The sequence below is a fragment of the Nocardioides exalbidus genome (assembly GCF_900105585.1).
In the GTDB taxonomy this organism is placed as follows: Bacteria; Actinomycetota; Actinomycetes; order Propionibacteriales; family Nocardioidaceae; genus Nocardioides; species Nocardioides exalbidus.
On sequence record NZ_FNRT01000002.1, the window covers coordinates 1,805,130 to 1,822,190 of the forward strand.

General features: G+C 73.5%; 19 protein-coding genes. 8 read left to right on the plus strand and 11 right to left on the minus strand.

Annotation, left to right across the window (positions count from 1 at the left end; genetic code table 11):
• Positions 1–7: 7 nt before the first annotated feature.
• From BLV76_RS08930 to BLV76_RS08940, 3 genes are all read right to left on the minus strand, one after another.
• Positions 8–2,425 (minus strand): ABC transporter permease, encoded by a 2,418-nt coding sequence (locus BLV76_RS08930; protein WP_090968811.1) that lies wholly within the window; start codon positions 2,423–2,425, stop codon positions 8–10.
• Positions 2,425–3,174, minus strand: coding sequence for an ABC transporter ATP-binding protein (locus tag BLV76_RS08935; RefSeq protein WP_090968812.1), 750 nt, complete (start codon positions 3,172–3,174; stop codon positions 2,425–2,427). Before BLV76_RS08935 ends, BLV76_RS08930 begins: the two co-directional genes overlap by 1 nt.
• Positions 3,175–3,295: 121 nt before the next feature.
• Positions 3,296–4,144, minus strand: a complete 849-nt coding sequence (locus BLV76_RS08940) for an NmrA family NAD(P)-binding protein (RefSeq protein WP_090968813.1) — start codon at positions 4,142–4,144, stop codon at positions 3,296–3,298.
• Positions 4,145–4,228: 84 nt separating this feature from the next.
• On the opposite strand from BLV76_RS08940, the gene BLV76_RS08945 reads away from it, so the two are divergent.
• On the plus strand, positions 4,229–4,942 hold the full coding sequence (locus tag BLV76_RS08945; protein WP_217630297.1) for a TetR/AcrR family transcriptional regulator: 714 nt from the start codon (positions 4,229–4,231) through the stop codon (positions 4,940–4,942).
• Positions 4,943–5,039: 97 nt separating this feature from the next.
• Here the strand turns inward: BLV76_RS08945 and BLV76_RS08950 are convergent, their stop codons facing one another.
• Entirely contained in the window at positions 5,040–5,708 is a 669-nt protein-coding gene (locus tag BLV76_RS08950; protein WP_090968815.1) for a response regulator, read from the minus strand.
• On the minus strand, positions 5,705–6,898 hold the full coding sequence (locus BLV76_RS08955) for a sensor histidine kinase (RefSeq protein ID WP_175539615.1): 1,194 nt from the start codon (positions 6,896–6,898) through the stop codon (positions 5,705–5,707). Before BLV76_RS08955 ends, BLV76_RS08950 begins: the two co-directional genes overlap by 4 nt.
• 91 nt (positions 6,899–6,989) lie before the next feature.
• On the opposite strand from BLV76_RS08955, the gene sp36 reads away from it, so the two are divergent.
• The 4 genes from sp36 to BLV76_RS08970 are packed head-to-tail and all read left to right on the plus strand — an operon-like array spanning position 6,990 to position 9,280.
• Entirely contained in the window at positions 6,990–7,142 is a 153-nt protein-coding gene (gene sp36, locus BLV76_RS22495; RefSeq protein ID WP_165354369.1) for a Sp36 family protein, read from the plus strand.
• 1 nt (position 7,143) lies between these two features.
• Positions 7,144–7,599, plus strand: a complete 456-nt coding sequence (locus BLV76_RS08960; RefSeq protein ID WP_090968817.1) for a RidA family protein — start codon at positions 7,144–7,146, stop codon at positions 7,597–7,599.
• Positions 7,599–8,474, plus strand: a complete 876-nt coding sequence (locus tag BLV76_RS08965; protein ID WP_090968818.1) for an NUDIX hydrolase — start codon at positions 7,599–7,601, stop codon at positions 8,472–8,474. Before BLV76_RS08960 ends, BLV76_RS08965 begins: the two co-directional genes overlap by 1 nt.
• Positions 8,471–9,280: an MBL fold metallo-hydrolase gene (locus BLV76_RS08970; RefSeq protein WP_090968819.1), complete on the plus strand. Its 810-nt coding sequence runs from the start codon at positions 8,471–8,473 to the stop codon at positions 9,278–9,280. The genes BLV76_RS08965 and BLV76_RS08970 overlap by 4 nt, the downstream gene beginning before the upstream one ends.
• Here the strand turns inward: BLV76_RS08970 and BLV76_RS08975 are convergent.
• Positions 9,262–9,834 carry a hypothetical protein gene (locus BLV76_RS08975; protein ID WP_090968820.1) on the minus strand — a complete coding sequence of 191 codons (573 nt, stop codon included), beginning with the start codon at positions 9,832–9,834 and terminating at the stop codon, positions 9,262–9,264. The two genes, BLV76_RS08970 and BLV76_RS08975, sit on opposite strands and share 19 nt — an antisense overlap.
• Before the next feature lie 109 nt (positions 9,835–9,943).
• Here BLV76_RS08975 and BLV76_RS22830 point away from each other — a divergent pair, with 109 nt between their 5' ends.
• The gene (locus BLV76_RS22830; protein ID WP_217630298.1) at positions 9,944–11,332 is read left to right on the plus strand and encodes a helix-turn-helix transcriptional regulator; all 1,389 of its coding nucleotides are present in this window, start codon (positions 9,944–9,946) and stop codon (positions 11,330–11,332) included.
• 9 nt (positions 11,333–11,341) lie between these two features.
• A complete protein-coding gene (locus BLV76_RS08985; protein ID WP_090968821.1) occupies positions 11,342–11,878 on the plus strand; it encodes a TIGR03086 family metal-binding protein in 537 nt (178 codons plus the stop codon).
• 58 nt (positions 11,879–11,936) lie between these two features.
• On the opposite strand, the gene BLV76_RS08990 is transcribed toward BLV76_RS08985, so the two are convergent.
• The 5 genes from BLV76_RS08990 to BLV76_RS09010 all read right to left on the minus strand — a co-directional run bounded on the left by BLV76_RS08990 (position 11,937) and on the right by BLV76_RS09010 (position 16,174).
• On the minus strand, positions 11,937–13,235 hold the full coding sequence (locus BLV76_RS08990; protein WP_090968822.1) for a WD40 repeat domain-containing protein: 1,299 nt from the start codon (positions 13,233–13,235) through the stop codon (positions 11,937–11,939).
• Positions 13,232–13,732, minus strand: a complete 501-nt coding sequence (locus BLV76_RS08995) for a SigE family RNA polymerase sigma factor (RefSeq protein ID WP_245734606.1) — start codon at positions 13,730–13,732, stop codon at positions 13,232–13,234. The genes BLV76_RS08990 and BLV76_RS08995 overlap by 4 nt, the downstream gene beginning before the upstream one ends.
• A gap of 74 nt (positions 13,733–13,806) precedes the next feature.
• Positions 13,807–14,931 carry a hypothetical protein gene (locus BLV76_RS09000; protein ID WP_090968824.1) on the minus strand — a complete coding sequence of 375 codons (1,125 nt, stop codon included), beginning with the start codon at positions 14,929–14,931 and terminating at the stop codon, positions 13,807–13,809.
• Positions 14,928–15,419 carry a SigE family RNA polymerase sigma factor gene (locus BLV76_RS09005; protein ID WP_090972518.1) on the minus strand — a complete coding sequence of 164 codons (492 nt, stop codon included), beginning with the start codon at positions 15,417–15,419 and terminating at the stop codon, positions 14,928–14,930. The genes BLV76_RS09000 and BLV76_RS09005 overlap by 4 nt, the downstream gene beginning before the upstream one ends.
• 77 nt (positions 15,420–15,496) lie before the next feature.
• Positions 15,497–16,174 carry a Crp/Fnr family transcriptional regulator gene (locus tag BLV76_RS09010; RefSeq protein WP_090968825.1) on the minus strand — a complete coding sequence of 226 codons (678 nt, stop codon included), beginning with the start codon at positions 16,172–16,174 and terminating at the stop codon, positions 15,497–15,499.
• Positions 16,175–16,315: 141 nt separating this feature from the next.
• On the opposite strand from BLV76_RS09010, the gene nth reads away from it, so the two are divergent.
• Positions 16,316–17,059, plus strand: coding sequence for an endonuclease III (nth, locus tag BLV76_RS09015; RefSeq protein ID WP_090968826.1), 744 nt, complete (start codon positions 16,316–16,318; stop codon positions 17,057–17,059).
• The last annotated feature ends 2 nt before the right edge of the window (positions 17,060–17,061 follow it).

A 17,061-nucleotide genomic window follows, 5' to 3' on the forward strand; every position in this document is an offset into this window, starting at 1 on the left:
CGACCGGTCAGTCGAGCGCGAGCCCCGCGGCCGGCGTGACGCGTGCGGCCTTGCGTGCGGGCACGACGCACGCGGCGAGGCCGGCGAGCGCGGCCACCACGACGACGGCCGCCACCTGCAGCACCGGGACGGTGATCCCGGCACCCTCCACGACGGTGCCGACCATGACCTTCACGCCGACCCACGCGAACACCAGCCCCAGCGTCGTACCGATCAGCGTGGCGACCGCCGAGAGCAGCAGCCCCTCCATCGCCATCGCCCGGCGCAGCTGCGAGCGGGTCAGGCCCATCGCCCGGAGCAGGGCGTTCTCGCGACCGCGCTCGAGCACGGAGAGGCCGAGCGTGTTGGCGATGCCGACCAGTGCGATCACGATCGCGATGGCCAGCAGCCCGACCACGGCGCCGGTGAGGATGTCGACCTGGAGGTCGACCCACGTGCGGTTGCTGTAGCCACCGTCGATGCCCGCACCGGACGCCCCGGCCAGCGCGGCGAGGTCGCCGCGGAGGTCCTCGGCGTCGGCGCCGTCCGCCGCGCGGACCCAGATCGCCGTCGGCCTCGGGTCGGCGTCGAGCGCAGCGAGCGTCGCCGCCGAGACGATGCCCGAACGGCCCCAGCCGCTGGACAGCTCGACCTGCAGCGTCCGCTCGCGACCACCGACGGTGATGGTGACCTCCTCGTCGTCCCACCCCCGGTCGCCGACCTTCGTGGGCAGCTCGCCGACCACGTCGTACGGCAGCACGAGCACGCCGTCGGCCGGGACGAGGTCGTCGCTGCCGCGGACGACGCCGGGCTCCTGCGTCGCGCCGACGAGGGGGAACGAGACCTTGCCGATCGTGGCCGTCGTGCCGTCGAGGGCAGCGATGGCGGCGACGCCGTCGACCGCCTCGGTGCGCGACGTGAGGTCCGCGGCGAGCGGCTGGTCGACGGCGGTGATCGAGGCGTCGACCGGGTAGTCGTCGTCCATCTCGCGGTTGATCTCCGTGCGCGACGACGCGAGCCCGGTGAGCACGGCGGTGGTCAGGGTGACGCCGACGAGCAGCGACGCAGCGGTGGTCGCCGTACGACGTGGGTTGCGCACCGCGTTGCCCGCGGCGAGCTGGCGGACCGGGCCCGTGCCCGACATCCGGCCGACGAGCCGGATCAGGGCCGGCACCAGGACCGGGCCCAGCAGCAGCACGCCGAGGAAGAAGATCGCGCCGCCGCCGAGCATGACCGGCACGGTGTGCGTGCCGACCGACAGTGCCATGAGCAGGGCCCCGGCGACGAGGAACAGCGCGGCGAGCGCGAGTCGGATGCGTCCTGCGGCGGAGCGCACGTCGACGCCGGTGTCGGGCCGCAGCGCCGCCAGCGGGGCGACCTTCGTGGCCGCGCGGGTCGGGAGCCAGGCGGCGAGGAGGGTGACGACGACACCGACGGCGAACGCGGCACCGGTCCACCTCGGGTCGATCGTGGCGGCCCCCATGTCGGCGTACCAGTGGTGCACGAGCGCGACGAGGCCGTAGCCGAGCGCGGTGCCCACGAGGATGCCGACGACCGATGCGGCGACACCCATCGCCAGGGCCTCGAGGCAAATCGCGCGACGGAGCTGGCGGCGGGTCACGCCGACGCAGCGGAGCAGGGCGAAGTCGCGCTGGCGCTGGGCGAAGAGGATCGCAAACGTGTTGGCGATGACCAGCACGCCGACGAAGAGCGCGATGAAGACGAAGACCAGCGCCATGATCGCGATGACGTCGACCCCGCGGGAGATCTCGGCCTGCCTGGCCGCGACCCACGTGTCCGCGGACTCGATCGTCGCTCCGGGCGCGACCTCGGCGGCGAGGTCGGTGGAGCCGCCCCAGGCGAGCGCCTCGACCCAGAGGCTGGAGTCCTGGTAGCGCTCGAGCGTCTGCCACGGCACGTAGAGCGACGACGACGCGCCGGCCGGGCTGTCGACGAGCCCGACGACCTCGACCTCCGAGGCGAGGTCACCGCTGCCGATGCGGAGCGTGTCACCGATCTCCACGCCCGTGCTCTTGGCGGCGTTGGCGTCGGCCAGGGCCTCGCCGGGCGCGGTCGGGAACCGGCCGTCCTCGAGCTCCTGCCACTGCAGGGCGGGGTCGAGGGAGACCTCGGAGACGTCCGCGGCCGGTGCCAGCTCGACGCCGTCGCGCGAGACCGGCTCCATCGCGTAGCCGATGACGAGGGCCGGGACGTCCTGCTCGGTCGCGGCGTCGAGGAGCTTCGTGCCCTCCCGGGAGTCGTGGATGGTCACCACGTGGTCGAGGCCGGCGACCGGGGCGCCGACGTCGGCGGTCAGCCCGGCCCGGGTGGCGCCGGTGAGCATCCCGGTCACCACGACGAACGCGACGCCGATGACGACGGCGAGCGAGGCGGCGACGTACCTCCGGGTGTGGTGGCGCAGCGACGCCAGCAGCACGGTGCGCATCAGGCGTTGCCTCCGCGCAGTGCCACGACCAGCTGGTCCTGGCCGGGGTCGGTGAGGTGGGCGGTGACCGCGCCGTCGTGGATGACGACCACGTCGTCGGCGTACGCCGCTGCGTCGAGCTCGTGGGTCACCATCACGACCGTCATGCCGAGCTCGCGGACCGAGCGGCGCAGGTGGCCGAGGACCTCGGCGCTGGCCTCGCTGTCGAGGTTGCCGGTGGGCTCGTCGGCGAAGACGATGTCGGGCTGGGTCACGAGGGCCCGCGCGATCGCGACGCGCTGTTGCTGGCCGCCGGAGAGCTGGCTGGGCAGGTGGCCGAGCCGGTCGGCGAGGCCGAGGACGCCCACGACCTGGTCGTAGCGCTCCCGGTCGACCTGGCGGCCGGCGAGCTCGAGCGGGAGCAGGATGTTCTGTCCGGCGGTGAGCATCGGCAGCAGGTTGAAGGCCTGGAAGACGAAGCCGATGTGCTCGCGGCGGAAGAGGGTGAGGGCGGTGTCGTCGAGCCCGGCCAGGTCGCGGCCGGCGACGGTGACGCTGCCCGCGGTCGCGACGTCGAGGCCGGCGAGGCAGTGCATGAGCGTTGACTTGCCCGAGCCGCTCGGGCCCATGATCGCGGTGAAGCGGCCGGCCGGGAGGTCGAGGTCGACACCGCGCAGCGCGTGGACCGTGCTGTCCCCGCTGCCGTAGGTGCGGGCGAGGCCGCGGGCGCTCGCGGCGGTGCTGGTCGTCGTTCCGAGTGTGGTCGTCATGGGGACAACGCTCGTCCGTCCCGGCCCTGCGATCGTCGGTCCCCGGCACGGACGTCGACTCGGTCCGGGGTCCGACGCCGCGTGGTCGGCGTACGACCTGGGGAGGACCCGGGCGACCGGGTCAGGCGTGGGCGAGCGCCTCCCGGGCCGTGCGGGGCTCGCGGCCGAGCAGCTCGCCGAGGAGGGGGTCCGTGCCGGCGAAGAAGCCGTCGCGGGCCGCCTCGTAGAAGCCGAGCTGGAAGCGCGACATGGGCTCGGCCACCCCTGCAGCGGCCTGCGCCGCGAGCCACTCGTCGACCTCCAGCACCCGGAGCGTGACCGTGCGGCCGGCCAGTGCCGAGGCGGCCTCGGCGAGCTCGGCGAAGGTCGGGGCCTCGGCGGCGGTGAGGGTCGTGGGGCCGTCGTGGGCGCCGTCGGAGAGCAGGATCGCGGCAGCGGCCTCGGCCGCGTCCTCGCGGGCGGTCCACGACACCGGTCCGTCACCGGGCACGGCGATGACGCCGGTCTCGCGCCACGGCCCGGCCAGCCACTGGAGGCTGTGGGCGTAGAAGCCGTTGCGCAGGGAGGTCCACGGGACGCCGGACGCGGCGAGCAGCTGCTCGGTCGCGAAGTGCGTCGCGCCCGGGCGGAACGGGTTGTCGGGAGCGGCGGCCTGGTGGCTGGTGTAGAGGATCCTGCCGACGCCGACGGAAACGGCGGCCTCGATCGCGGCCCGGTGGAGCGCGACGTGGTCCCCCGCCGGGTCGTTGGACGAGACGAGGAGCAGCTGGTCGGCGCCGTCGTACGCCGCCGGGAGCGAGGCGGTGTCGGCGTAGTCCCCGCGTCGCACCTCGACGCCGAGGTCGGCGAACCGCTGGGCCCGGGCGACGTCGCGCGCCACCACCACGACCTCGCTGGGTGGGACTCGCTCGAGCAGGTGGTCGACGGTCGAACCGTTGAGGGCGCCGGCGGCGCCCGTGACGATGATCATGGTTACGTCCTTCTTGTTAACGTTGATAACAACGACGATAGACACATGAGATCGGTGATAGCAAGGTGTCGTTATCCTTGGTCCGTGACTCCACCTCGCACCGACGCCCGCCACGCCATCGTGGACGCGGGTGCGCGCCTGCTCCGCGAGGGCGGTCCGGCGGCGATGACGACGCGCGGGGTGGCCGAGCTCGCCGGGGTGCAGGCGCCCACCATCTACCGGCTCTTCGGCGACAAGGACGGCCTCCTGGAAGCCGTCGCCGAGCACGTGATGGCCGGCTTCGTGGCCGTCAAGACCGCCGAGATGGAGGCGACCGCTGCGGACGACCTCGACCCGGTGGCGGACCTGAGGGCGAGCTGGCGGCGCCAGGTCGAGTTCAGCCTCGCCAACCCCGCGGTGTTCCGGCTGCTGAGCGACCCGGACCGCGTGGGTGGGTCGCCGGCCGCGCAATCGGGGCGCGAGGTGCTGCGCTCGCGCGTGCACCGGCTGGCGACCGCGGGGCTGCTGCGCGTGCCCGAGGCGCGCGCCGTCGACCTGATCCACGCGTCGGGGGTGGGGGTGATCCACGCGCTGCTGGCCATGCCGGGCGACCAGCGTGACCCGGCGCTGGGGGAGACGATGATGGACGCCGTGCTCGACGCGATCCTCGTCGACGCCGGCTCGAGCGCGGACGTCGCGGGGCACGGGCCGGTGGCGGCGGCGGTCTCGCTCCGGGCCGTCGCGCCGGAGCTCGAGGTGCTCAGCCCGCCCGAGCGACAGCTCCTCGCCGAGTGGCTCGACCGGATCGCCGCCGGGTGACTGTGCACCCGAGTCTCCCGCTTGTCGGCCGAGATCTCGGCCGACAAGCGGGGCGGTCACCGGATATCCGGTGACTCCAGCCCGGGGCCGGCCCAGATCAGGCCGTCACGAGACCCGTCTCGTAGCCGAGCACGACGAGCTGGACGCGGTCGCGCGAGCCGGTCTTGGCGAGGATCCGGCCGACGTGGGTCTTCACCGTCGTCTCGGCGACGACGAGGTCGGCGGCGATCTCGGTGTTGGTGCGACCGCGTGCGATGAGGGTGAGCACCTCGACCTCGCGCTCGGTCAGCAGGGCGAGCCGGTCGTCGTGGGCGGCGGGCGTGGCCGGGTCGGGGAGGGCCGCGAAGTGGTCGAGCAGCCGGCGGGTGGTGCTGGGCGCGACCACGGCGTCGCCGGCGACCACCGAGCGGATGGCGCCGAGCAGGTCGGGCGGTGCGGCGTCCTTCAGCAGGAAGGCCGAGGCGCCGGCGCGGATGGCGGCGAAGGCGTACTCGTCGAGGTCGAAGGTGGTCAGCACGATGACCCGCGGCGGGGCATCGGTCGCCAGCAGCCGACGGGTCGTCTCGACGCCGTCGAGGCGCGGCATCCGCACGTCCATCAGCACCACGTCGGCGGACGTCACGGCGAGCTGCGACAGCGCCTCCCCGCCGTCGCCCGCCTCGCCCACCACGGTCATGTCGTCCTGGCTCTCGACGAGCATCCGGAAGCCTGCGCGCACCATCTGCTGGTCGTCGACGAGGAAGATGCGAATGGCTGGATCGCTCACAGCGGCAGCCTCGCAGACACGACGTAGCCGCCCCCGGCCGCGGGTCCCGCCGTGACCGATCCGCCGTGCACCGCGGCCCGCTCGCGCATCCCGACCAGCCCGAGCCCGTGGCCGTCGGACTGCGCCGCGGCACCGCGCCCGTCGTCGCGCACCTCGACCTCGACGTCGCGCCCCACGGCCACCCGGATGCACACCGCGGCCGACGGGCCGGCGTGCTTGCGGACGTTGGTGAGCGCCTCCTGCACGATGCGGTACGCCGCCAGCCCGACACCGTCGGGCACCTCGGGCAGCCCGTCCGACAGGTCGGCCGGCAGGTCGGCGTCGACCCTCATCCCGGCGGCGCGCGCCTCGTCCACCAGGTGGCGTACGTCGTCGAGCGAGGGCTGCGGCACCACGCCGGTGTCACCGTCGCGGAGCAGCCCCAGCAGCCGGCGCATCTCGGCGAGCGCGCTGCGGCCGGTGGCGGAGATCGTCTCCAGCGTCTCGACGGCGACGTCGGGGTCCTTGGCTGCCGCGTAGCGCGCACCGTCGGCCTGGATCACGATGACCGACAGGCCGTGCGCCACCACGTCGTGCATCTCGCGCGCGATCCGGGAGCGCTCGTCGCGGGCGGCCAGCTCGACCTCGCGCTCGGCCATCCGCTCGGCCTGCTCGGCGCGCGCGAGGAGGGAGGCGACGTACCTCTCCCGCTCCTGCGCGGCGAAGCCCAGCGCCCAGGCGGCGGTGACGATCGCGCCGATCGTCACGGTGTAGGGGATCAGGGCGGCCGCGGTGAGGTCGGCGTCGAACCCCATGAGCCAGCGGACCGCGGCGACCAGCGCGCCGGCGTAGCCCACCAGGAGCGCAGCGACGCCCTGCCACCGCGGCGACCAGCGCGCCACGGAGTAGACCGCGACGGGGAAGGCCAGCTGCCCGACGGTGGGCTCGGTGATCGCGACGGCCTGCAGCACACTGACGCCGGCGACGGCGGCGAACGCCGCGCCCGGGCGGGTGCGCCGCCACAGCAGCGGCAGCACCTCGAGCACCGCGAGGACGAACGAGACGGGCTGGTCCGACAGCACGTGGCCGAGCGTGAGCAGCCCCATGCCCGCCACGAGGAGCCGGTCGAACCACAGGCGTCCCCGCACGCCGAGGCGCCACGGGTGCTGGTCGTCCCGGATCGGTCCTGCTGCTGGCCCTCCTGTCGGCATGGGCCGAACGCTAGACGGCGCGCGGGCGCTGCGCGTCGGACCACGGGAGGACCTCGGAGCCGCTCCGTCCGGCCCGAGTAGGGTGCGATCCATGACCCAGTGGGAATACCAGGTGGCGCCGATTCCGCTCCACAACGAAGCGCTGATGCTCAACAACTTCGGCCAGGACGGCTGGGAGCTGGTGGCCATCCACACCAACGCCCAGGGCGGCCTCGTCGCCTTCCTGAAGAAGCAGAAGGCCTGACGTGGGCGCTGAGGCACGCCTGGCCGAGCTGGGCATCACGATCCCCGAGGTCGTCCCGCCGGTCGCGGCCTACCAGCCCACCGCCCGCACCGGGAACCTCGTCTTCACCTCCGGCCAGCTGCCCGCCAAGGACGGCGAGATGCTCGCCATCGGCAAGGTCGGCGGCGAGGTCACCGAGGAGGAGGGCTACGCCTGCGCCCGCCAGTGCGCGCTCAACGCGCTGGCCGCGGTGAGGGCCGAGATCGGCTCCCTCGACCACGTCAAGCGCGTCGTCAAGGTCGTCGCCTTCGTGGCGTCCACGACCGACTTCACCGGACAGCCGCGGGTCGCCAACGGCGCCTCCGAGCTGCTCGGGGAGGTGTTCGGCGAGGCCGGCAAGCACGCCCGCTCCGCCGTCGGCGTCCCGGTGCTCCCGCTCGACGTCCCCGTCGAGGTCGAGATCATCGTCGAGGTCTGATGCAGCGGCTCCCGCTGCCGGACGCCCTCGTCACCCAGGCCCGGGCCTACGCCGCCGGCGACGCCACGCCCGCCGAGCCGCGCGACGCGGCGACGGTGGTGCTGATGCGTCCCGGCGCCTCGGGACCGGACCTCTACCTCCTGCGCCGGCACACGTCGATGGCGTTCGCCGGCGGGATGTGCGTGTTCCCCGGCGGCGGGGTCGACCCGCGCGACTTCGACTCCGTGCTGACCGAGGACGGGCTCGTGGACCGCGGTCTCTGGGCCGGTCCGTCGCCGGCCGAGTGGGCGACGCGGCTCGGCTGCGACGAGCCGAAGGCGCGCGCGCTGGTGTGCGCAGCGGTGCGCGAGACCTTCGAGGAGTCGTCGGTCCTGCTCGCCGGCGCGGGTCCGACCGAGGTCGTCGCCGACACCACCGGTGACGACTGGGAGGCCGACCGGGTGGCCCTCGAGTCGCGCGAGCTGTCGCTCACCGCCTTCCTCGAGAAGCGGTCGCTCGTCCTCCGCACCGACCTCCTCGGCGCCTGGTCGGGCTGGCTGACCCCCGTCTTCGAGCCGCGCCGCTACCGCACGTGGTTCTTCGTCGCGCTCCTACCGGAGGGCCAGGTCACCCGCGACGTGTCGACCGAGTCGTCGTCGGTGATGTGGACCGGCGCGCTCGACGCGGTCGCCCAGGTCGAGGAGGAGCGGATCCTCATGCTGCCGCCGACGTGGCTGACCTGCCTGGAGGTGGGCCAGTACGCCGACCCCGCCGCCGTGCTCGCGGCTTCGCGGGAGCGGACCGTCGAGATGTTCATGCCCGAGGTCGTGGCCGACGGCGAGGAGTTCATCCTCTCCACGCCGCCGGCCTACGCGGCGCTGATGGCGGACCGATGACGTCGTCGGAGGACTGGGCCGGCGGTTCCTTCGGGGAGACCGGCACCTGCGTGCTCGCGCCCAACGCCAGCATCATGACCCTCGACGGCACCAACACCTGGGTCCTGCGCGACCCCGACTCGTCACGCTCGGTCGTGGTCGATCCCGGCCCGTCGATCGACGCGCACCTGTCCGCGATCGACGCCGCTGCCGCCCCTGATGGACGGGGGAGCGTGGCGGTCGTGCTCCTGACCCACCACCACGCCGACCACAGCGAGGCCGCTCGCGAGTTCGCCGAGCGGCACGGGTGCGGCGTACGTGCCCTGGACCCGGCCCACCGCCTCGGCTCCGAGGGCCTCGGCGAGGGCGACGTCGTCTCCGTCGGCGGCCTCGAGGTGCACGTCGTGGCGACGCCCGGGCACACGTCGGACTCGCTGTCCTTCGTCGTCCCCCAGGACCGCGCGGTCCTCACCGGCGACACCGTCCTCGGCCGAGGCACCACCGTCGTGGCGCACCCGGACGGCCAGCTGGGGGCGTACCTCTCCTCCCTCCAGCGCCTCCACGCGCTCTGCGGCGAGCAGGGCATCACCACCGTGTGGCCCGGTCACGGCCCCGTCATCGACGACGCCCTCGGCGCCCTCGACTTCTACCTCGCCCACCGCGAGCAGCGCCTCGAGCAGGTGCGTGCCGCGCTCGCCGCCCTGCCCGACGTCGACGACCCGGCCCGTGCGGTCGTCGAGGTCGTGTACGCCGACGTCGACCCGGTGCTGTGGGGTGCGGCCGAGCTCTCGGTCCGCGCCCAGCTGGCCTACCTCGGCGAGGACTGACGGGTCCAGAGCAGGCTGCCGAAGGCGACGACCAGCACCACGTTGACCGGCACCGCGACGGCGGCGATGTTGCCGATGTGCGCGACCGGCCACGCGACGATCGCGACGAGCACCAGCACGGCCTGCCAGCGGTGGCCGAGCCGGGCGAGCGCGGCGGCGACCAACGCGAACGACAGCGGGAAGAACAGGCCGAGCGGCTTGATGAGGTTCGCCGCCCCCGGCTGGTCGACGAGGGCGGTGTCACCGAGCGAGAGGTGGATCGTGTCGAAGCCGTAGGCGACGTTGCCCGCGGCGCCGACCAGCCCGGTGAGCACGATCGCGGCAGCCAGGCGCGAGCCGCGCGGCAGCCACGACCCCACCGCGAGGACGACGAATCCGTAGGCGATCGCGCCCAGGACGTGCAGCACGCCGGCGGTCGCGTCGCTCCAGCCGCGGACGGCGTACGTCGTGTCGGCGGCGAGGTAGAGCAGCGGGGCCACCGCGAGCGATCCGTCGAGGAGGCGGTCGGTCGGGGTGGTCGTGGTCGCGGGTGTCGTCTCGGTGGTGGTGGTCATGCCGTCGAGGCTGCGCGTTGTCCTCGTCGAGCGGTACGGGGCTGACCCTGCGGTGAGGTCCAGGGAGAACCCTGTGCCCCTTTCGCGGATCCGGTGCCACGATGACCGCATGACCAGCGGTCCACCCCGGCTCCCGCGCGGCCTCGTGCCGCTGCTGGTCGTGAGCGTGGTGGTCCTGCTCGTCACCTGGGGGCTGGCGCAGGGCGTGTGGCTGACCAACCTGCACAACGGCCTGCTCGCGCTGGCCTTCGCGCTGGTCGGCGCCTACGTCCTGCACCAGCGCCGCCACCATCCGGAGGGAGTGCTGCTGCTCGCGACCGGGGTGGTGCAGGCGGTGATGTTCTGGGGTCGGCAGGTCGGGCACACGGGCGACCCGACGTCCGTGCCCGTGCGGTGGGCCGCGTGGCTCGGGGTCTGGCCGATCGCGCTCGGGATCGCCCTCGTGACCCTTGCCGTCGTCGCCTACCCGGACGGTCGCCTGCCCTCGCCGCGCTGGCGTCCGGTGGTCGCCGTGATCGCGGTGCTGGCGACCACGTGCTCGACGCTGTCGCTGCTGTGGCCGGTGGAGTACGACGCCGCCGGGGTGTCCGTCCCGCACCCGTTCGCGGGGCCTGCGCCCGACGCGGTGGTCGCGGCGTGGTCGGCCCTCGCGCACCCGTCGTACCTCGTCCTCCAGCTGCTGTGGCCCGCCGCGATCTGGCTGCGGTGGCGCAGCGCGACGGGGGGAGTACGCCGCCAGCTCGCGTGGCTGCTCCTGGCCGCTGCGGCTGCCGTGCTGGTGCTCGTGGTGGGCCTGGTCGGGTGGCGCACGCCGACGCCCGGTCTGCTCGCGGCCACGCTCGTGCCCGTCGTGGCCGGGCTCGCCGTCGTGCACGGCCAGCACGCGGCGGCCTACGCGGCGCTGACGTGGATGTCGCGACGCGGCCCTGCCGCCGACGACCTGCCGACCGACCTCGCGCACGCGACGTCCGGCGCCATGGGCGCGCCGGCGTCGGTGTGGCTCGGGACCGCCGAGCGGCTCCAGGTGGTCGGGACGTGGCCGGCGGTCGACGCCGATCCCTCGCCGGTGGCGGCGGCCGACCTGCCGGTCGGGTCCCGGCTGGTCGCGCTGTCGGACGACCGGGTCGGGGCGCTCGTCGTGGATCGCGACGGCCCGCTCTCCCTCGCCGAGGTCCGGCTGCTCGACGACCTCGCGGCGCAGGCGGCGCTCGTGCTCGAGCACCTGACGCTGGGCGAGCTCGTCGGGTGCCGACCGGGGCCGGTCGTGGGTCTGACGCCGCGGGAGCAGGAGGTGCTGGAGCTGATGGCCGACGGCCTGTCGAACGCCGCGATCTGCGAGCGGCTGCATCTCTCGATCAAGACCGTCGAGCCCGCGGTCGGCTCGGTCTTCGCCAAGCTGCAGCTGCACCAGCAGCCCGACACCAACCGGCGCGTGCTGGCGGTGCTGGCCTACCTCCGCTCCGTCGAGGGTCTTGCGCCGGCCCGCCGCGAGGAGTGAGGTGAGGTCATGACCTCACCCGTGGACACCCTCGAGAAGGCACTCGACCAGGCGGGGCGTGCGCTCGACGCGGTCGGCGCCAACCAGCTCGACAACCCCAGCACCTGCGTCGGCTGGACCGTGCGCGAGCTCGCCTCGCACGTCGCGGCCTCGCCCGGCCGCTTCGGGCAGATGGCGCGGGGGGAGGAGGTCGACTGGGCCGCCGACCCCGGCATCGCCGACGACGACCTCGCCTCGTCGTTCCGCTCGTCCGCCGACACCTTCCTCGCCGGGCTGCGCGAGCTGCCCGAGGAGCAGCAGGGCAGCGCGGCCGTCGCCGTCGCGGAGTACGCCGTCCACTCGTGGGACCTCGTGGCCTCGACCGGGTCGGACGTCATGCTCGACGACGCCGTCGCCGAGACCGCCCTCGCCACGATGCAGGAGGGGCTCACCGACGAGAACCGCAAGGGCGCCTTCGACCCCGAGGTCCCCCTGCCCGACGACGCGACGGCCTACGAGCGGCTCGTCGCCTTCGCCGGTCGCAACCCGCGCGCCTTCCCGGGGTGAGGTGGTCCAGTGACGGATGGCTGGGATCTCGGCTCCCGGACGACCATCCGTCACTGGACTACCCCAGCAGGCGACGGAGGAGCCACCGCAGTGCCATGAGTACGGCGATCGCTGCCGCGACGCCGAGGCCGATGATCCACGAGAGGTCGCGCGGGTCGCTGCCGAACGGGTCGCCGAAGTCGTGGGTCAGCTGCTGGGACGAGGTGCCGTCGAGGTCGGGCACGAGGTCGACGGCGAGGCTGAGGTCGACGGCCGGGCCGGCCTCGACCAGTCCGACCGACCGGCGCCACGTGCTGGTGGGGCCGACCGTGGGCGTGGTGACCACCATCTCCCGCTGGTCGGGCATGGCTGACGACTGCACGAGCAGCAGCTGGAGCCGGTCGTCGAGCCAGCCCTGTTGCAGCACGGCGGCGTCCTCGAACGTCCCGGCCGGGAACGGGTGCTCGAGCACCTTCCCCGTCGCCAGGTCGAGGGTGAACGACGTGGGGTCGATCCCGGAGCGCAGTGAGAGCTGCCGTCCGTCGGGGGAGAACCTCCCGGCCCCGACGCCGTCGGCGCGGGTGAGGCGGGTGGCGTCGTCGCCCTCGACCTCGTAGAGACCGCCCGACGGACGGCTGATGACCAAGGTGCCGTCGGCAGACACCGCCACGTCCTGGATGTTTGCGGTGAGCGCGGTGACGTCGCTCTGCGGGGCGGAGCCGGGGCGCAACCGGCCGACCTGGACGTTCGGCAGGTCGTCGGCGATCCAGGCCAGCCACGCGGAGTCCGGGGACCACGACATCTCCCGCAGCCGGATGCCCGCGCCCGGGGACTGCGCGTAGGCCTTCCACTCCCCGGTGGAGAGGTCGAGCACGCCGATCACGGGATGCCCGTCGTCGGAGTCAGCCGCCTGCCACGCCAGTCGAGTGCCGTCCGGTGACAGGGCGAGGGACTGGTTGACCCGCTCTCCGAGCTCGGTCCCGTCGCGGATCCAGCCGGGGAGGCCGAGTCGGTGAGGCACCCCGTCGGTCGCGGTGATCACGACCGGGTCGCTCGTCGTCGACGAGATGAAGGCGGCGGAGGCGAGACCCAGGTCGAGCTGTGTCGTCACCTCGAGGTCGGAGGGGATGTCGTCGATCCGGCTGGGGATCGCTCCACCCGGCACGACGTCGGTGGACGCCGTACGCGCCTCCCGGTCGCCGGTGCCGAGCAGGACCGCGCTCCAGGTGACGGAGGCGATGATCGCGAGCACAGCAGCCACAACGAGGGCCTGGCCGCGCCGGCGGGAGGCCTGGCCGCGCTGCCAGAGGTCGTCGTCGACGGGGAGCGGATCGGCGGAGTCGGCGAGGCGCTGGAGATTCGTGCGGAGGTCGCTCATGTGTCGGCTCCGATCAGCTCGGCGAGCTCAGGCGCGAGCGCGCGCAGCCGGGCGAGGGCGTGGCGGGTCGTGGACTTCACGGTGCTGGTCGAGAGCCCGAGCGCGCGGGCGGTCTCGACCTCGGTGAGGTCCTCGTAGAAGCGCAGCACGAGCACGGTGCGCTGCTTGGTGGTGAGCTGGCCGAGTGCCTCGTCGAGCGTCAGCCGCAGGTCGGTGTCGGGAGACGTGGAGGCACCGTCGTACGCCCCCAGCGAGGTCTCGGCCACGTGGCGCCGGCGCCGCCACCAGGAGATGTTCTGGTGGTACATCGCCCGGCGCACGTAGGCCTCCGGCGAGGTGTGGATCCGTCGCCAGTGCCTGGCCGCCTGCAGCAGCGCGGCCTGCACCAGGTCCTGGGCGAGGTGGTGGTCGCCGGTCAGGAGGTACGCCGTCCGCGACAGCGCGGCCTGTCGCCCCGCCACGAACTCGGCGAAGCCCGCCTCGTCGTCAGTGATCACCGGTGCACCTCCTTCACCCACCACGACGCCCGCAGGACGGGCGCCGGGTGGCATGAAGGGTAGGAAACTTTCGATCAGTCGCCGAAGTCGTGCGTGAGCTCCTGGTCGGGATCGCCGTCCAGGTCCGGGACGAGGTCGACCGCGACGCTCGTGCCCAGGCCCTCGGGCACGTCCTCGACCAGCGTGCGCCAGACCCACTCCGACTCGGGACGGTCGGGCGAGGTGAGGAGCACGAGGTCGCTCCCCACCTCGGCGACGAGGTGGCTGTCGTCGGCCCACCCGAGCGGTCGGACGACGGCGCCGTCGGGGTAGGTGTCGGCCGGGAGCTCGCGCGAGAGGTCGGCGCCGGACGAGGTCACGAACGGCACGGCGTCGACGGGCTCGTCGACGGGCGGTCCGCCCTTCTGCAGGTCATCGAAGCTCAGGTCGGCGCCGGCGAAGGTCGCACTGATCCCGGCTCCGGGCGCCATCACCCCGACGAGCGGCTGGGAGGTCGAGTCACCGGTGGTGGGGTCGACCGTGCAGCTGACCACCTCCGGCTCCTCCTCGAAGGTCCCCCGGCTCAACGCGACGATCGAGATCCGGCCTTCGGGCGTCCACGTCATCGCCCAGGGGTTCGGGCCGCACTCGGGAAGGTCGACCAGCTCGCTCTGACCGGTGGTGAGGTCGACGGTGCGGTACCAGGCGGTCTGCACGAAGAACTGGCCCGGATCGCGCTCCATGGGCACGGCCGTCGGGTAGGCCAGGCGCGTGCCGTCGGGCGACAGCGCGAGCCAGGAGCCCGTGAGGTAGTCGGTGTAGAGGTCGAACGCCTGCGCGTCCGGGAAGTCCGGCAGCGTCACGCGATGCGCCTCGCCCGTGCTGGCGTCCACCAGCACCGGCTGCGCGTCGGAGTCGACGTACGCCACGGAGGCGCGGCCGATCGCGACGTCGGTGAGGACGTCACCGCTGGGCTCGGGGATGACGCTCGGCAGCGCGCCACCCGGCACCTCGGTGTCGGCCGTGCGGGCCTCGCGGTCGGGCTGGAGGGCGAGGGTTCCGGCTCCGGCGATGGCCGCGACGGCGACCAGCACGGCGGCCCCGCGAGCGAGGCGGGAGTTGCGTCGCGCCCGGCGCCCGCGGTCCCACGCCGAGGGGTCGGCGCTGAAGGTCTGGGTGTCGGCGAGGGCGTCGAGCTCCTCGCGCAGGTCGGTGCTCATGCGTCTGCTCCCACCAGGTCGGCGAGCTCGGGTGCGAGGTCGCGCAGCCGCTTCAGGGCCTGGCGCGACATGGACTTCACCGCGCCGCTGGAGATGCCCAGCGCGGCAGCCGTCTGGACCTCGGTGAGGTCCTCGAAGAAGCGCAGCACCAGCACGGTGCGCTGGCGCGGGGTGAGCCGGCGCAGGGCCTGCTCGAGGCTCAGCCGCAGCGTCGGGTCGGCCGCGGCCACCGGGGCGTCGTACGACCCCAGCGAGGTCTCGGTGAGCTTGCGGCGACGCCACCAGGAGATGTTCTGGTGGTACATCGTGCGCCGGACGTAGGCCTCCGGAGAGGTGTCGATGCGCTCCCAGTGCTGGGCCGCCTTGACGAGCGCGGCCTGCACGAGGTCCTCGGCCAGGTGGTGGTCACCCGTGAGGAGGTACGCCGTCCGCGCGAGGGCTGGGCCACGCGCGTGGACGAACTGGTCGAACCCGGATCGATCGGTCATCTTGGCCCCCTTCACCTCAACAGACGCACGGATGCGTCGCGGCGGGGGTCAGGTCGTACGAGAAATGTCGCGCAGGTTCAGCGGGCGCGGCGCGAGAGGCGCTCGAGGTCCATGATCACCACGGAGCGGGGCTCGAGGCGCAGCCAGCCGCGCGAGGCGAAGTCGGCGAGCGCCTTGTTGACCGTCTCGCGGGAGGCGCCGACCAGCTGGGCGAGCTCCTCCTGGGTGAGGTCGTGGTGCACGTGGACGCCGTCGTCGGCAGTGCGGCCGAAGCGGTCGGCGAGGTCGAGGAGCGCCTTGGCGACCCGGCCCGGGACGTCGGAGAAGACCAGGTCGGCGACGACGTCGTTGGACTTGCGCAGCCGCGAGGCGAGCTGGGAGAGCAGGCCGCGGGCGACCTGCGGGCGGCCGTCGAGCCAGCGCAGGAGGTCGTCGTGCGAGAGCGAGCCGAAGGTGGCGTCGGTGACCGCGGTGACGGTGGCCGAGCGCGGGCCCGGGTCGAAGAGGGAGAGCTCGCCGAACATCTGGCCGGGGCCCATGATCGCGAGGAGGTTCTCGCGGCCGTCGGAGGAGGAGCGGCCGAGCTTCACCTTGCCCTCGGTGACGATGTAGAGCTTGTCGCCCGAGTCGCCCTCGTGGAACAGGACGTCACCGCGCCGCAGCGTCGTCTCGGCCATCGAGTTGCCCAGCGCGGTCGCTGCCTCGTCGTCGAGCGAGCTGAACAGCGGTGCCTGCCGGAGCACGTCGTTGTCCACGTCATTCCTCCAAGATCGGGTCGGTCCCAGTCAATGCGGTCGGGACGGGCACGATCCTAGCCGTGTGCCGCCTCACAGACGTGAATCTGCCCACCAAACCGCGGTGCGCCTGCTGTCGGAGGCGGACCGTACGCTGGGCGGGTGCCGCCAGCCCCGTCCGCGAAGAAGCCCGTCAAGGTCGTCGAGGTCCCGAAGCCCGACACCGCCCTCGTGCGACGTGCGCGCAAGATCGACCGGATCCTCGCCGAGACCTATCCCGACGCCAGGGCCGAGCTCGACTTCACGAACCCGTTCGAGTGCCTCGTCGTCACGGTGATCTCGGCGCAGACGACCGACCGGCGCGTCAACGCCGCCAGCCCGGCGCTCTTCGCGGCCTACCCCACGCCCGAGGCGATGGCGGCGGCGCCGCGTGAGCACATGGAGCAGCTGCTCGGCCCGCTCGGCTTCTTCCGGCAGAAGACCGACTCCCTGCTCAAGCTCAGCCAGGCGCTCGTGGAGGACTTCGGCGGCGAGGTGCCGGCCCGGCTCGACGACCTGGTGAAGCTGCCCGGCGTGGGCCGCAAGACCGCCAACGTCGTGCTGGGCAACGCGTTCGACAAGCCCGGGATCACCGTCGACACCCACTTCGGCCGGCTCGTGCGGCGCATGGGCTGGACCGAGGAGACCGACCCGGTCAAGGTCGAGCACGCGATCGGCGCGCTCTTCCCGCCGCGCGACTGGACGATGCTGTCGCACCACCTCATCTGGCACGGGCGCCGTCGCTGCCACGCGAAGAAGCCCGCGTGCGGGGCCTGCCCGGTCGCCCGGCTGTGCCCGTCCTTCGGCGCCGGGCCGACCGACCCGATCGAGGCGGAGAAGCTCGTCACCACGCAAGGTCCCGCGTGAGG